This is a genomic window from Dactylosporangium sp. CA-139066 (assembly GCF_050936175.1).
Taxonomy (GTDB): Bacteria; Actinomycetota; Actinomycetes; order Mycobacteriales; family Micromonosporaceae; genus Dactylosporangium.
In genome coordinates this window covers 1,107,981-1,121,880 of record NZ_JBNJNH010000001.1, presented here as the reverse complement: position 1 = coordinate 1,121,880, position 13,900 = coordinate 1,107,981, and the positions used below count along the sequence as shown (strand labels likewise).

Annotated in this window: 12 protein-coding genes and 1 tRNA gene; 10 read left to right on the top strand and 3 right to left on the bottom strand. The window is 72.2% G+C overall.

Annotated features, from left to right (window positions below; translation table 11 throughout):
• Positions 1-5: 5 nt before the first annotated feature.
• Positions 6-1,304, bottom strand: a complete 1,299-nt coding sequence (locus ACQEVU_RS05370) for an ABC transporter permease subunit (RefSeq protein ID WP_433321349.1) — start codon at positions 1,302-1,304, stop codon at positions 6-8.
• Positions 1,305-1,478: 174 nt separating this feature from the next.
• Positions 1,479-2,090, bottom strand: coding sequence for an ANTAR domain-containing response regulator (locus ACQEVU_RS05365; protein ID WP_433321347.1), 612 nt, complete (start codon positions 2,088-2,090; stop codon positions 1,479-1,481).
• A gap of 83 nt (positions 2,091-2,173) precedes the next feature.
• Between ACQEVU_RS05365 and ACQEVU_RS05360 the strand changes: the two genes are divergently transcribed.
• Positions 2,174-2,247: transfer RNA gene (locus ACQEVU_RS05360), tRNA-Leu, on the top strand.
• Positions 2,248-2,447: 200 nt separating this feature from the next.
• Here ACQEVU_RS05360 and ACQEVU_RS05355 read toward each other — a convergent pair.
• Positions 2,448-3,266 carry a spermidine synthase gene (locus ACQEVU_RS05355; protein WP_433321344.1) on the bottom strand — a complete coding sequence of 273 codons (819 nt, stop codon included), beginning with the start codon at positions 3,264-3,266 and terminating at the stop codon, positions 2,448-2,450.
• Between the two features lie 37 nt (positions 3,267-3,303).
• On the opposite strand from ACQEVU_RS05355, the gene ACQEVU_RS05350 reads away from it, so the two are divergent.
• The 9 genes from ACQEVU_RS05350 to ACQEVU_RS05310 all read left to right on the top strand — a co-directional run bounded on the left by ACQEVU_RS05350 (position 3,304) and on the right by ACQEVU_RS05310 (position 13,754).
• A complete protein-coding gene (locus ACQEVU_RS05350; RefSeq protein WP_433321342.1) occupies positions 3,304-4,605 on the top strand; it encodes a sensor domain-containing phosphodiesterase in 1,302 nt (433 codons plus the stop codon).
• A gap of 6 nt (positions 4,606-4,611) precedes the next feature.
• A complete protein-coding gene (locus tag ACQEVU_RS05345; protein ID WP_433321339.1) occupies positions 4,612-5,526 on the top strand; it encodes a hypothetical protein in 915 nt (304 codons plus the stop codon).
• A gap of 66 nt (positions 5,527-5,592) precedes the next feature.
• Positions 5,593-7,668, top strand: a complete 2,076-nt coding sequence (locus ACQEVU_RS05340; RefSeq protein ID WP_433321336.1) for a hypothetical protein — start codon at positions 5,593-5,595, stop codon at positions 7,666-7,668.
• A 27-nt stretch (positions 7,669-7,695) separates the two neighbouring features.
• A complete protein-coding gene (locus ACQEVU_RS05335) occupies positions 7,696-8,316 on the top strand; it encodes a TetR/AcrR family transcriptional regulator (RefSeq protein ID WP_433321334.1) in 621 nt (206 codons plus the stop codon).
• Between the two features lie 21 nt (positions 8,317-8,337).
• Positions 8,338-10,125: a bifunctional metallophosphatase/5'-nucleotidase gene (locus ACQEVU_RS05330; protein ID WP_433321331.1), complete on the top strand. Its 1,788-nt coding sequence runs from the start codon at positions 8,338-8,340 to the stop codon at positions 10,123-10,125.
• 39 nt (positions 10,126-10,164) lie between these two features.
• Complete coding sequence (locus ACQEVU_RS05325; RefSeq protein ID WP_433321329.1) at positions 10,165-11,151, top strand: aldo/keto reductase; 987 nt, start codon at positions 10,165-10,167, stop codon at positions 11,149-11,151.
• Complete coding sequence (locus ACQEVU_RS05320) at positions 11,145-12,218, top strand: carboxylate-amine ligase (protein ID WP_433321326.1); 1,074 nt, start codon at positions 11,145-11,147, stop codon at positions 12,216-12,218. The genes ACQEVU_RS05325 and ACQEVU_RS05320 overlap by 7 nt, the downstream gene beginning before the upstream one ends.
• Before the next feature lie 13 nt (positions 12,219-12,231).
• Complete coding sequence (locus ACQEVU_RS05315) at positions 12,232-12,840, top strand: HAD family hydrolase (RefSeq protein WP_433321324.1); 609 nt, start codon at positions 12,232-12,234, stop codon at positions 12,838-12,840.
• Entirely contained in the window at positions 12,837-13,754 is a 918-nt protein-coding gene (locus tag ACQEVU_RS05310; RefSeq protein ID WP_433321321.1) for a TAXI family TRAP transporter solute-binding subunit, read from the top strand. The genes ACQEVU_RS05315 and ACQEVU_RS05310 overlap by 4 nt, the downstream gene beginning before the upstream one ends.
• Positions 13,755-13,900 lie beyond the last annotated feature (146 nt).

The window sequence follows — 13,900 nt, the reverse complement described above, 5'->3', positions numbered from 1 at the left end:
CCCCCTCAGCCGATCCGCGTCCGGCGGCCCAGGATGCCCTGCGGCCGGAAGAGCAGGATCACGATCAGCGCCCCGAGCGCGCCGATGGTCTTCAACTCGGTCGGAATCCACAGCGTGGAGAACTGGATGAACAGGCCGATCACCAGGCTGCCGATGAGCGCGCCCCACGCGGTGCCGAAGCCGCCGAGCGTGACCGCCGCGAAGACCAGCAGCAGGATCTGGAAGCCCATCTGGTAGCCGACGTTCTGGTAGATGCCCAGGATCACGCCGGCCAGCGCGGCCAGGCCGCCGCCGAGCGTCCAGACGAGCCGGATGATGCGGTCGACGTTGATGCCGGAGGCCGCCGCGAGCGCCGGGTTGTCGGCGACGGCGCGGGTGGCCTTGCCCAGCCGGGTGCCGAGCAGCGCCCAGGACACCGCGACCAGCACCACGATCGCGATCGCGTCGCAGACGAGGTTCTTCGGCGCAATGAGGAACGGCCCGAACGACTGGCCGGGCTGCGCGTTGAACTCGGCGTAGGCGCGCGACTCGCCGCCGAAGAAGTACAGGAAGATGTACCGCACGGCGAGCGACAGACCGATCGAGATGATCATCATCGTGACCAGGTTGGTGCGGCGTTTGCGCAGCCAGCCCCAGAAGAGTCTGTCCTGGAAGTAGCCGACGATGGCGCCGATGGCGACCGCGATGATGCCGGAGACGATGAGCGGCAGCCCGATGGTCACGTTGAACAGGAAGGCCATCAGCGCGCCGAAGGTGACGAGCTCACCGTGGGCGAAGTTCGTCAGGCCCGTGGTGCCGAAGATCAGCGAGATGCCGAGCGCGGCGAGGGCGATGATCAGCGAGAAGTGCAGGCCCGAGTACAGCAGGTCGGCATAGCGGTCCCAGCTCGACGGCGCCTTGGGCGCCCCGGGCTGGTTCTGCCCGGGCTGGTTGGCCGCCGTCCCGCTCGACAGCGGGAACAGCACGTTTCTGGCCTGGCCGTCGGCCACGGGCGGGGAGAGGCTGGGTCGGCCGTTGCTCACCGTCACGCCCGACGGAAGCGTCGACTGGTCGAGGTCCACCCGATACGTTCCGGAACCGGGGACCGGGATACTCCATTTGCCCTGGGCGTCGGAGGTTGCTTCGCCGACGGGCGTGCCGTCCTGTTTGAACGCTTTGATCTTGACCCCGGCGACCGGCGCGTCGCCGTTCTTCAACGTTCCCTGCAGTGACTCTCCGTCGGCCCAGGCGCTTGTGGCGCTCACGCCGAAGGAGAGCATCACGCAGGCCAGGAAGGCCGTGAGCATGATCACGGCTCTACGCAATGGTGCTCCTCGAATCAACGGTGATGGCTGGGCCATTGCTGTGGGGGCAGCCCTGTCCCGACCCTCGGGACTGCGGGATCATAGCCCGCCCCGCAACACAATTGCGGGCCGTTACCAAGCCGTTATTCGATGCTGAGCAAAGTGCCGCGACACACGCCGTGCGCAGGTAAAAGGTCAGGACTCGGCGGTTACGTTGGTGTTTCCGCCCGCCGTTTCGGCGATGATCCGGTCGGCCACTTCCCGCATCGTCATGCGGTGGTCCATGGCGGTCCGCTGGATCCATTTGAAGGCCTGCGGCTCGTTCATGCCGTACGTCGCCATGAGCTGCCCCTTGGCCCGCTCGACGACCTTGCGGGTCTCCAGCCGGTCGGTCAGCGTGGCCACCTCGGACTCCAGCTGCGACAACTCCGCGTAACGGGAGACGGCGATCTCCACCGCCGGCACGAGGTCGCTCTTCTGGAACGGCTTGACGAGATACGCCATCGCCCCGGCCGCCCGCGCCCGCTCGACCAGGTCGCGCTGGCTGAACGCGGTCAGGATGACGACCGGCGCGATCCGCCCGCCGGCGATCTTCTCCGCCGCCGCGAGCCCGTCCATGATCGGCATCTTGATGTCCAGGATCACCAGGTCGGGCTTGAGCTCCTCGGCAAGGCGCACGGCCGTCTCGCCGTCGCCGGCCTCACCGACGACGTCGTAGCCCTCCTCGACGAGCATCTCCCGGAGGTCAAGACGGATGAGCGCCTCGTCTTCCGCGATGAGCACCCGACGGCTCTGCACCTCGGCCACTGGCCTCTCCCGATCCGATCCGACACGTCCGACGGCGGTTACCGTCGCGATCAGAGTAGTGGGTACCCTGGTGCGGCGTAGACGTCCCGGTATCCCAATCGGCAGAGGAACGGAGCTCAAACCTCCGACAGTGTGGGTTCGAATCCCACCCGGGGCACGCGCTCGGGTGAACCCTGTCCGCGGAATGCGCGGACCGGGTCGCTTGTCATGTTTTCTCCGGGGGCCGAGCCCCCGGAAACCCCACGGTCCGGTGGTCGCGGCCGTGCGGACGGCGCCGGGCCTGTGTGACGGAGGACACTTCCTTTGTGCGCGTTAGCGCGCGGCTCCTCGTCGAGCTTTGTGCGCGTTAGCGCGCGGCTACTCGTCGAGGCGGACGGGGGCTGTGCCCTCGGTCAGGAGGTCGAGGGCGGCGCCGGTCACGACCTTGGCGGGCTGGCGGTCGCGGGCGGCGATCGCGGCGAGCCTGGCGGCGGGGAGGCGGTCCGGTTCTTTGGCGGCGGCGAAGACGACGTTGCCGAAGCGGCGGCCGCGGAGGAGTTCCGGGCGGACGATCAGGCAGACGTCGGCGAAGGCGGTGCGCAGCGTCGCGGCCTGGGCCCGGGAGAAGGCCAGCGGGGCCAGGTCGGCGACGTTGAGGGCGTAGACGCCGGACGGGGCCAGCAGGCGGGCCACCGAGGCGGCGAACGTGACGTCGGAGACGCTCTCGGGCATCTGGGCGGCGTCGTAGACGTCGCCGATGATCAGGTCGTAGGCGGCGGGCTCCAGGCCGGCGACCGTCTCGCGGGCGTCGCCGAAGACGATGTCGATCCCCGCGTCCTCCGGCAGCGGCAGCACGCGCTGGACGAAGGCGGCCAGGCGGCGGTCGCGCTCCACGACGACCTGCTTCGAGCCGGGGCGGGTGGCGGCGATGTAGCGGGGCAACGTGAACGCGCCGCCGCCCAGGTGCAGCACGCGCAGCGGCGCGCCCTCGGCGGCCACGGTGTCGATGACGGAGCCGATGCGGCGCGTGTACTCGAAGTACAGGTACGTGGGGTCGCGCGTGTCGACGTACGACTGCTGCACCTCCTCCACCAGGAGGGTCCAGCCGCCCTTGCGGCGCGGGTCGCGCACGAGCCGGGCCGCGCCGAAGTCCCCGTTCTCCGCGATCCCGTCGATGATCTCCCGCCAGCTACCCATCGGGGCACAACCTACCCCGAACCGGTGAAACCCTCAGATGCAGGTCGTCGGGGCCGAAGCGAGGGACATGGAGGGCCGCACCACCATCATCCGCACGGTCGAGGACGTCCTCGACGCCCGCGCGGTCACCACCGTCTTCCAGCCCATCGTCCGGCTGGACTCGTGGAACCACCGGCGACAGGAGGTCGTCGGCTACGAGGCGCTGACCCGCGGCCCGGCCGGCACCCCGTGGGAGGAGCCGCTGCGGCTGTTCGAGGCGGCGGCGCAGCGCGGCCGCCTCGCCGAGCTCGACTGGGTGTGCCGGGCCGCGGCGTACCGGGCGGCGATCGACGCCGGGCTGCCGGCCGGCCTCACCCTGTTCGTCAACGCCGAGCCGGCCGCACTGGGCGTGCCCTGCCCGCCGGATCTCGCCCCGACGATCCTCGACGCCCAGCTGCGGCTGCGGGTCGTCACCGAGATGACCGAGCGGGCGATCGGCCACGACCCGGCGGCGCTGCTCACCGCGGCCGAGGCGTGCCGCGGCTCCGGCTGGGGCGTCGCCCTCGACGACGTCGGCGCCGAGCCCGCGTCGCTGTCGGTGATGCCGTTCGTGCACCCGGACGTCGTGAAGCTCGACCGGCACCTGACGCAGGACGCCCAGGGCGCCTACGCGGCCCGGGTCGTCAACGCCGTCGTCGCCTACGCCGAGCGCTCCGGCGGCGCGGTGCTCGCCGAGGGCGTCGAGACGCCGGCGCACCTGGCCGCGGCCCTGGGCATGGGCGCCACCCTGGGGCAGGGCTGGCTCTTCGGGCGGCCCGGCCCGCTGCCGCCGGACGTGGCCGGGCGGCGTTGCCCGCTCGGCGTGCCGTTCGTCGCGCCGCCGTCGTCGCCGGGCGGGCGCACCCCGTACGAGATCGTGGCCGCGCGCCGGCCGACCGCCGAGGCGACGAAGCGGATGCTGCTGCCGCTGAGCCGCTACCTGGAGGCGAAGGCGCAGGACCCGGCGGAGCCGCCGATGCTGCTCGCGTCGTTCCAGGAGGGCCGGTACCTCACGCCGGCGACCGCGCGCCGCTACGCCGCCATCGCCGAGACCGCCGCCCTGGTCGCCGTCCTCGGCACCGAGCTGCCCAGCGCGCCCGTGCCGGGCGTGCGGGGCACCGCGCTGGCCGGCGACGACCCGCTGCGCGGCGAGTGGAACGTCATCGTCGTCGGGCCGCACTTCGCCGGCGCGCTCGTGGCCCGCGACCTCGCCGACACCGGGCCGGACGCCGAGCGGCGCTTCACCTACGCGCTGACGTACGACCGAGATCTCGTTCTGGACGCGGCCCGTGCCATGTTGCACTGGATTGTGCCAACATAGGCGCCCATGAGGCGCATGCTGCTGGTGGCGCTGCTCGTGCTCGTCTCGCTCGGCGGTGCGGCGCTCGCCGGGCACGGCCCCTCGCCGCGCGGCGCCGAGGGTGCCTCCGCCGCGGACGCGGTGCCCGCCCAGGACCGCATCGCGATGCGGGTCGAGGTGACCCAGGGCCGGGTCGACGAGGTCCGGCACTCCGTGCAGGTCTCCATGCACAACGACGGGCCGTCGAAGCTCGTGGTGTCCCGGGTCGAGCTGCAGGCGCCGTCGTTCAAGGGCGCCGAGACGGTGACGCCCAACGCCTGGCTGCCGCCGGGCGGGCTGCAGGTCGACGTGCCGCTGCTGTACGGCACCGGCATCTGCACCGGCGACGAGCTCACGCCGAAGGCGCAGGCGTCGTTCGTGGCGCTGACCGTGCAGACCGAGGACGGCCGGGTGCAGCAGGTGCGGCTGCCGCTGCAGTACCCCAACCCGATGCTCGACAAGCTGCTGGGCATCGACTGCCAGCAGGCGTACCTCGACCGGCAGGCGACGTTCACCTTCGGCCCGTGGACGCACCTGCCCAGCGGCTGGGTCACCGGCACGGTCGTGGTGCACCGCACCGGCTTCCAGGGCACGATCACGCTGCAGGAGTTCGTCGGCAGCATCCTGCTGGAGGTCGTGCCGACGCCGGATCGCGAGCGGACCCCGAAGCCGTACGCGGTGCTCAAGCCCGGCCAGGACGAGGTGTCGATCCCGATCATCGTCGACGGCGAGCGCTGCACGCCGCACTCCCTCGGCGAGATCAAGAAGCCGTACGTGTTCCCGGCCTGGGTCAGCCTCGACGGCGGCCCGCTGCTGTACACCGAGCTGAAGATCACCGATAAGGAGATCGCCGCGTTCAAGCCGGTCGTCGACGCGTGCGCCGCCGGGCACACCCAGATGTAGGGCGATTCTTTAAGGCAGCTTTAGCCCAGTTGCGAGCGCGCAAACCCGGGTGCCATGCTCCCAGCCATGTCCGAGGCCGGTCGGCGGGCCCGCGCCGCTCTCCCCGCGGTCGCCCTGCTGGTCCTGGCCACCGGGGTGATGCTCGCGCTGTCCACGCTGCTCGGGTTCGCGCCGGCGCCGGCCGCCTGGCGCATCGCGCTCACCCTCGTCGTGGCGCTGCTGCTGGCCTGGGCCGCCGCCGAGCAGGTGCGGGCCGCCCTCACGGACTGGCGGGGCGCGGCCGCCGCCGAGACCGGCATCCACCGCCGCCGCGCCCGCCGCCCGGGCGAGCCGACCGGCGAGTTCACGGGCGAGTTCACCGGCGAGGCACGACGACCGGAGCGGCCGAAACCCCGGCGCCCGTCGTGGGTGCGGCTGGCCGTGACGGTCGCGGCCGCCCTGGCCCTGGCCGCCCTCCTGTGGGTACCGCAGGTGCCGCTCAGCGGCGCCGCCCGCGCCGCGGCGATGTTCCTCTTCGGCTACGCCGCCTACGCGCTGCCGGTGCTGCCGCTGCTGCTGGCCTGGCCGCTCCCCCGCCTGCCGCGGGAGCCGTGGCCGTGGCAGCTGCTCGTCGTGCCGGTCGCCGACCGGCGGCTGTGGAACGGCGGCGAGCTGCGCCACCTCGGCACGGCGACGCTGGCGTTCCTGCGCGAGCGGGTGCTGACCCGGGCCACCGGCGTCGTCGTGGCGGCGCTGGGCCTGCTGCACCTGGTGCGCGGCAATCCCGACGTGCTCGACGGCGGCGCCGCCCGGGCCGGCGGGCTGCTCGGCTTCCTCGTCGCCGCGCCGCTGCGGCTGCTGCTGTCCGACGGCGGGGCGATCGCCCTGCTCGGCGGGGTCCTCGCCGCGGCCGCCGCGATGATCGCCGCCGCGGTCGGGCGGGCGTGGGGCACCGTCACGGGGTACGCCACCCTGGCCGTCGCCGTCGCGGTGCCGCTCGGCGCCGTCGGGGCCGGGCACTGGCTCGGCTTCGAGTACTACCTGCGCACCGAGGACGGGCACGTCGTCGTCGTGGCCGGGCTCTCGCCCACGCACCGCCAGGCCGTCCACGACACCAGGCTGACCGTCGCCGGGATGTCGCCGTCGCTGGTCCAGCTCTTCGCCGACGGGCTGCCGGTCGCCGACAACGCCGACGGCGACCGCATCGCGAAGGCCCTCGCCTCGCCCGCGACCTCGGCCGCCGACAGCTTCGCGGCCGGCGAGTTCGACCTCAAGACCGGCGAGTGCTTCGACTGGATCGGCGGGTCGTCGCAGCTGCGGTACGTGGCCCCGTGCAACGCCGCCCACGTCGGCGAGGTCACGTTCGTCGGGCACCTGCCGTTCACCGTCGACCCCGGCACCAAGGCGGTCGCGGCGGCGTCGCGGGCCATGTGCGAGCAGTCCTACGGCGACTATCTCGGCGTACCGTTCGGGCAGTCCTTCCTGCCCCTCGAGGCGCCGCTGCTGCCGCCCGGCCTCGACAAGGAGTGGAAGGCCCGGCCGGTCATCGCGTGCTGGCTCGGCTCGGTCGGGCCGTGGCCGCTCAAGGGGACCCGGACCGTGGCCGCGCTGCAGCAGAAGGCGGGCTGGGCGGCGGCCGGCGGCTGCAAGATCGAGGTGCCGGACGCGCTGCGGGTCACCGCCGAGCAGCCCAACGTGCGCTGCCTCGCCCCCGGGCCGGAGCAGCGCCTCAGCGTGCCGGGCGGCGGGTTCGCGATCGACCTGGAGTTCGCGGCGATCGGCAAGGGCGCGGGCGGGGCCCGCATCGGCGCCGGGTGCTTCGACGGGGCGAACCTCGGCAACGGGTACAGCTTCGAGGTCACCGCCGACGGGATCATCGAGATCTACAAGCACGCCGGCGACCAGCACCCGCGGGTGGCCGCCTCGGCGAAACCGAAGAACGCCGGGCCGCCCACGACGGCCTCGACGCCGCTGCAAGTCACGTGCAAGCCGACGGCCGACGGCGGGATCGAGCTCACGGCGTTCTCCACGGGCAACCGCAAGGCGACGTTCGTGGACAAGGACCACCCGTTCACGTCGCTGAGCCCGCGCCTGGTGCTGTCCAACGCCGGCACCGGCGGCGTGGTGATGACCACCATGATCTTCAGCGCGACGCGAGTCTAAAGCGAGCGTTCGTTTTATTATCGGGGCATGCCCCGCGTCTCCGATGCCCATCTTGCCGCCCGCCGCGAGCAGATCGTGGAGGCGGCGACGCGCTGCTTCGCCCGCAACGGCTTCCACCAGACCTCCATGCAGGACGTCATCCGCGAGGCCGGGCTGTCCGTCGGCGCCTTCTACCGGTACTTCTCCAGCAAGGACCAGCTGATCCGGGCCATCGCCGAGGAGAAGGTCGGCGTGATCATCGCCACCCTCGACCAGCTCATGCGGGTCGAGCCGGCGCCGCCGCTGCACACCGTGTTCGCCGAACTGCTCGCCCAGGTCGACCACAACCTCGGCGTCGACGGCCCGATCCGCATCGCCGTGCAGGTCTGGGGCGAGGCGGCCCACGACCCGACGTTCGCCGAGCTGATCGGCGGCATCTACGGCCGCATCCGCGATGCCGCCGTGGCGCTGGCCGCCCGCGCGCGCGACGCCGGCCAGCTCGCGCCCGGCGCCGACCCGGCGGCCGTCGGCGCGGTCCTGGTCGGGCTCATCCAGGGGTACGTCATCCAGCGCGTCCTGACCGGGCGCGTCGACCGCGATGTCTACCTCGCCGGTATCGCGGCATTGACCGGCGGTTATGGTGCCCGGGACGCCCACGAGGCGTCCTGACCACCACGGAGGCTCAATCCAATGACCAACCTCTCCCGGCGCGGGGTCCTCGCCGCGGCCGCCGCGGCCGCCGCCGCCCCGTTCGTGACCGGTGGACCGGCGCAGGCCGCGGGCGAACGCCCCGGCCAGCCGACGACCTGGGACCTGACCCTGCTCGGCACCTCCGACACCCACGGCAACGTCTACAACTGGGACTACTACCGCGACGCGGAGTACGACGACGGCGCCCACAACGACGTCGGCCTGGCCAAGGTCGCCACCCTGGTCAACCAGATCCGGGCCGAGCGGCGGGGCAAGGCGACGCTGGTCCTCGACGCCGGCGACACGATCCAGGGCACGCCGCTGGCCACGTACTACGCCAAGCAGGAGCCGATCACCGCCACCCGCGAGCGGCACCCGATGGCCCGCGCCATGAACGTGATCCGCTACGACGCGGTGACGCTGGGCAACCACGAGTTCAACTACGGGCTGCCGCTGCTGGACCTGTGGATCCGCCAGCTCGGCTTCCCGGCCCTCGCCGCCAACGCGGTGAACGCCAAGAACGGGCGGCCGGCCTTCACGCCGTACATCATCAAGAAGGTCGACCTCGGCCGCGACGCGCCCCAGCTGCGGGTCGGCATCCTCGGCCTGACCAACCCGGGCGTCGCGATCTGGGACCGCGGCAACGTCGAGGGCAAGCTGCGCTTCGAGGACATGATCGCCACCGCGGCGAAGTACGTGCCCGAGATGCGCCGCCGCGGCGCCGACATCGTGCTGATCTCCGCGCACGGCGGCGACAGCGGCACCTCCAGCTACGGCCCCGAGCTGCCCAACGAGAACCCGTCGGCGCTCATCGCGGCCCAGGTCCCCGGCATCGACGCCATCCTGTTCGGCCACGCGCACAACGACATCCCGCAGCGGTTCGTGACCAACGCCGCCACGGGCGAGCAGGTGCTGCTCTCCGAGCCCTCCAAGTGGGGCCAGCGGGTCACCCGCATGGACTTCACGCTGACCCGCGAGCGCGGCAGCTGGCGGATCACCACGAAGTCGGCCACCAACATCAACACCAACGCCTTCGAGGCCGACCCGGTCGTGCTCGCCGCCGTGCGCGAGCAGCACAACAAGACCGTCGCCTACGTCAACCAGGTGGTGGCCAACTCCACGCAGGAGCTCTCGGCGGCCGAGTCGCGCTACAAGGACACGCCGATCCTGGACTACATCAACAAGGTGCAGACGGACACGGTCACGGCGGCGCTGGCCGGTGGGCAGTACGCGTCCCTGCCGGTGCTGTCGATCGCGGCGCCGTTCTCCCGCACCGCGCTGTTCCCGGCCGGCCAGGTCAAGATCAAGGACGTCGCCGGGCTGTACATCTACGACAACACCCTCGAGGCCGTCGTGCTCAGCGGCGCGGAGGTGCGCGCGTACCTGGAGTACTCGGCGAAGTACTTCGTCACGCTCGCCCCGGGCGCGCCCGTCGACCCGGCGACGATCAGCGACCCGTCGGTGCCGGACTACAACTACGACACGCTGTCCGGCGTGGAGTACGACATCGACATCAGCAAGCCGGTCGGCCAGCGCATCACCAGGCTGGTGCACCCCGGCACCACCACCCCGGTCGGCGACGCCGAGCAGTTCGTGGTGGCGGTCAACAACTACCGGCGCTCCGGCGGCGGCAACTTCCCCGGGATCGTCAAGACGCAGGTGTACAACGCCCAGCAGGAGATCCGGCAGCTGCTGATCGACTGGGCGCAGGCCAAGGGCGTCATCGACCCGGCCGACTTCTTCGCCCCGAACTGGCGCCTCGTGCGCAACGGCACGCCGGTGTTCTGAACGCGGGCATGACAATCCGGTGCGCCTTAGGGTGTTCCCATGCAGGAACGGATTCTGGGGCGCACCGGCACCCCCGTGAGCGTGGTCGGGCTCGGCGCATGGCAGCTCGGCGCGGACTGGGGCCGGGTCGACGAGGACGAGGCCCTCGCGACGCTCATCGCCGCGCACGAGGCCGGCGTGACCTTCATCGACACCGCCGACGTCTACGGCGACGGGCGCAGCGAGCGCATCGTCGGGCAGTTCGCCCGCTCCCTGCCCGCGGGCCGGCGGGTCACGGTCGCCACCAAGATGGGCCGGCGCGTGCCGCAGACCCCGGAGGCGTACCGCCGCGACAACTTCCTGGCCTGGAACGACCGCTCCCGCGAGAACCTCGGCGTCGACACCCTCGACCTGGTGCAGCTGCACTGCCCGCCGACCGAGGTGTACCGCACGGACGAGGTCTTCGACACCCTCGACGAGATGGTCGCCGAGGGCCGCATGCGCGCCTACGGCGTGAGCGTCGAGACCACCGAGGAGGCGCTGCTCGCCATCGCCCGCCCCAACGTCGCCAGCGTCCAGATCATCTTCAACATGCTGCGCCTCAAGCCGCTCGACGAGGTCTTCCCCGCCGCCGAGAAGGCCGGCGTCGGCATCGTCGCCCGGGTGCCCCTGGCCAGCGGCCTGCTGTCCGGCCGTTACGACGAGCAGACGACCTTCGGGGCCGATGACCACCGGACGTACAACCGCCATGGGGAGGCGTTCGACCAGGGCGAGACGTTCTCCGGCGTCGACTACGACACCGGCCTCGCCGCCGTGCGCCGCCTGGCCGCGCTCAAGCCCGAGGACGCGACGATGGCGCAGTTCGCGCTGCGCTGGATCATCGACCACCCGGCGGTGTCGGTCGTCATCCCCGGCGCCCGCAACGGCGAGCAGGCCCGCGCCAACGCCGACGCGGCCGCGCTGCCGTCGCTCACGCCCGAGGCCCACGCCGGCGTGCAGGACGTCTACGACGAGCTCGTCCGCTCCTCGGTGCACCCGCGGTGGTAGACGTCGGCGACACGATCGGCGTCGAGGAGGAGTTCCACGTCGTCAACCTCGACAGCGGCGAGCTGGAGGCGGCCGCGCGGCGGGTGCTGCGCGGCGCCGACGCCGAGCCGGAGCTGCACCGCTCGATGGTCGAGACGGCCAGCGCCGTGCAGACCGACCTCACCGCATTGCGCGCCGACCTGGTCGAGAAGCGCCGCTCCCTGGTCCAGGCGTCCGAGCGGCTCGGCCTGGCGATCGTGGCCGCCGGCAGCGTCCCGGGTTCGGGCAGCAGCCCGAGCCGGGTGTACCCCAACGAGCGCTACAAGCGCATGGCCCAGGAGTACCGCCAGCTCGTCGACGAGCAGCAGGTCGCCGCCTGCCAGGTCCAGGTCGGCGTGCCCGACAAGGACCTGGCGGTGCGCATCACCCGCCGCATCCGCGAGTGGCTGCCGACGCTGCTGGCGCTGAGCGTCTCGTCGCCGTACTTCGCCGGCCACGACACGGGCTACGCCTCCTACCGCACCGTCGTCACGTCGCGCTGGCCAACCGTCGGGCCGCCGCCGGATTTGAGGTCGGCGGCGGAGTACGACCGCGTCGTGGACACGCTCGTCCAGAGCGGGGTCATCAGCGATGCCGGGATGGTGTACTTCGACGCCCGCCCGTCCGCGCGGTACCCGACGGTCGAGGTCCGCGTCGCCGACTCCTGCCCCGACGTCGACGACGTCGTGCTGCTCGCCGCCCTGGCCCGCGCGCTCGTGACCGTCGCCGCCGAGGAGGACGCCGCCGGCCGCCCCCTGCCCGAGACCCCGCAGGTGCTGCTGCGCGCCGCCACCTGGCGCGCGGCCCGCTCCGGCCTCGGCGGCCACCTGGTCGACCCGTCCACCCGCTCCGCCGTCCCCGCCGGCGTGCGCATCGACGCGCTGCTCGAGCACGCCCGCCCGGCGCTCGAGGCCCGCGGCGAGTGGGACACGGCCGTGGACCTCATGGCCGCGCTGCGCTCCCGCGGCACGTCCGCCACCCGCCAGCGCCGGGCCGCCTCGCACCGGGAGACGGTCCTGGCCCTGGCCGAGGAGACCGCCCGGAGTTGACTACGCTCGGGTCATGACGGTGCACCGGGGCCTGCTGGTCGACTACGGCGGCGTGCTCACCACCGACGTATTTGCCTCATTCGATGCGTTCTGCGCCGCTTCGTCGCTTCCGCCCGGCACGGTCCGCGAGCTGTTCCGCGCCGACCCCACGGCCCGCTCGCTGCTGGCCGCCCTGGAGGACGGCACCCTGGACGTCGCCGGGTTCGAGTCGCGTTTCGCCGCGCTCCTGGGCGTGGACCCCGATCGCCTGATCGACCGCCTGATGGCCACGGCGGCCGACGACCAGGCGATGCTCGCGTTCGTCCGTCTCGCCCGCTCGCAAGGCGTGCGCACCGGGCTCATCTCGAACTCGTGGGGCATGGAGCGGTACGACCGCGGGCTCTTGAACGATCTTTTCGACGGCGTCGTGATCTCGGGCGAGGTGGGCCTGCGCAAGCCCGCACCCGAGATGTACACCCTGGGCGCGTCCGCGATCGGCCTGCCCCCTTCCGAGTGCGTCTACGTCGACGACCTGCCCGGCAACCTGAAGCCGGCACGGGCGCTCGGCATGACCACGCTGCGCCACGTGTCGGCGGCGGAGACCATCGACGCGCTGCGCCCCCTGCTCGGACTGTCCACATGAGACGCCGCTTGCTGCTCGGCCTTCTGGCGGCGCCCCTGCTCGCATCGTGCGAGTCCGACGGCGCCGAGGCCACCGGCACGCTGCGCATCGCGACGGGCAGCCCCGGCGCGGTCTACTACCGGTACGGCACCGCGATCGCCGACCTCGCCCAGCGCTACCTGCCCAACGTTCACGCGAGCGTCCTGTCCACGGCGGCGTCCCAGATCAACGTCGACTACCTGCTGAACGGCACCGCGGACGTGGCCTTCACCCAGGCCGACATCGCCGCCGAGAACGAGACGCGCCACCCCGGCCAGCTGGCCGCCCTGGCCCGCCTGTACGACGACTACATCCACGTCGTGGTCGCCGCCCGGGGCCCGATCGCGTCGCTCGCCGACCTGACCGGCCACCGGATCTCGGTCGGCGCCCTGGGTTCGGGCACGGCCATCACCGCCGACCGCGTCCTGTCCGTCAACAACGTGACCGTGAACCGCGCCCAGCTGGGCCTGGACGACTCGGTGGCCGCGCTGCGCGCCAGCTCGATCGACGGCTTCTTCTTCTCGGGCGGCCTGCCGGTGGCGGCGATCGCCGAGCTGGCCAAGGCCATGCCGATCCGCCTGCTGAACCTGGCCGACTCGGTCCAGAGCCTGCGCCGCACGTTCGGCGACTACTACGCCGAGCGCGTCGTGCCCGCCTCGACGTACTCGGGCATCACGGCCACGGTCGTCATCGGCATCGCCAACTACCTGGCGGTGCGGCTGTCGATGAGCGACCCGCTGGCGTACGGCGTCACCCGCCTGCTCTTCGAGGGCCGCGACGACCTGGCGAAGGCCCATCAGGCCGCGGCCCGCCTGAACATCCGCTCGGCGATCTCGACTCCCCCGTTGCCACTGCACCCCGGGGCGATCCGCTATTACCGTGCGCAGAAGGCGTAGTGACGCGGTGCATTTTCGGGGATGTGAATTTTTCTCACGGTGATAGGCTTGGACATGAAAGCGGATGGGCCGATCGCCTGGCTCGCATCCGTTTTCCGGAGTCGCCTGATGTCGCCGTTGCCGTTGCGTGCCCCTGACTTTGCGCC

Bases quoted from the DNA above. Each gene is read 5' to 3' on its own strand.
- ACQEVU_RS05330 (WP_433321331.1), top strand. From the start codon at position 8,338: ATGACCAACCTCTCCCGGCGCGGGGTCCTCGCCGCGGCCGCCGCGGCC.
- ACQEVU_RS05335 (WP_433321334.1), top strand. From the start codon at position 7,696: ATGCCCCGCGTCTCCGATGCCCATCTTGCCGCCCGCCGCGAGCAGATC.
- ACQEVU_RS05345 (WP_433321339.1), top strand. From the start codon at position 4,612: ATGAGGCGCATGCTGCTGGTGGCGCTGCTCGTGCTCGTCTCGCTCGGC.
- ACQEVU_RS05340 (WP_433321336.1), top strand. From the start codon at position 5,593: ATGTCCGAGGCCGGTCGGCGGGCCCGCGCCGCTCTCCCCGCGGTCGCC.
- ACQEVU_RS05325 (WP_433321329.1), top strand. From the start codon at position 10,165: ATGCAGGAACGGATTCTGGGGCGCACCGGCACCCCCGTGAGCGTGGTC.
- ACQEVU_RS05355 (WP_433321344.1), bottom strand. From the start codon at position 3,266: ATGGGTAGCTGGCGGGAGATCATCGACGGGATCGCGGAGAACGGGGAC.
- ACQEVU_RS05315 (WP_433321324.1), top strand. From the start codon at position 12,232: ATGACGGTGCACCGGGGCCTGCTGGTCGACTACGGCGGCGTGCTCACC.
- ACQEVU_RS05310 (WP_433321321.1), top strand. From the start codon at position 12,837: ATGAGACGCCGCTTGCTGCTCGGCCTTCTGGCGGCGCCCCTGCTCGCA.
- ACQEVU_RS05350 (WP_433321342.1), top strand. From the start codon at position 3,304: ATGCAGGTCGTCGGGGCCGAAGCGAGGGACATGGAGGGCCGCACCACC.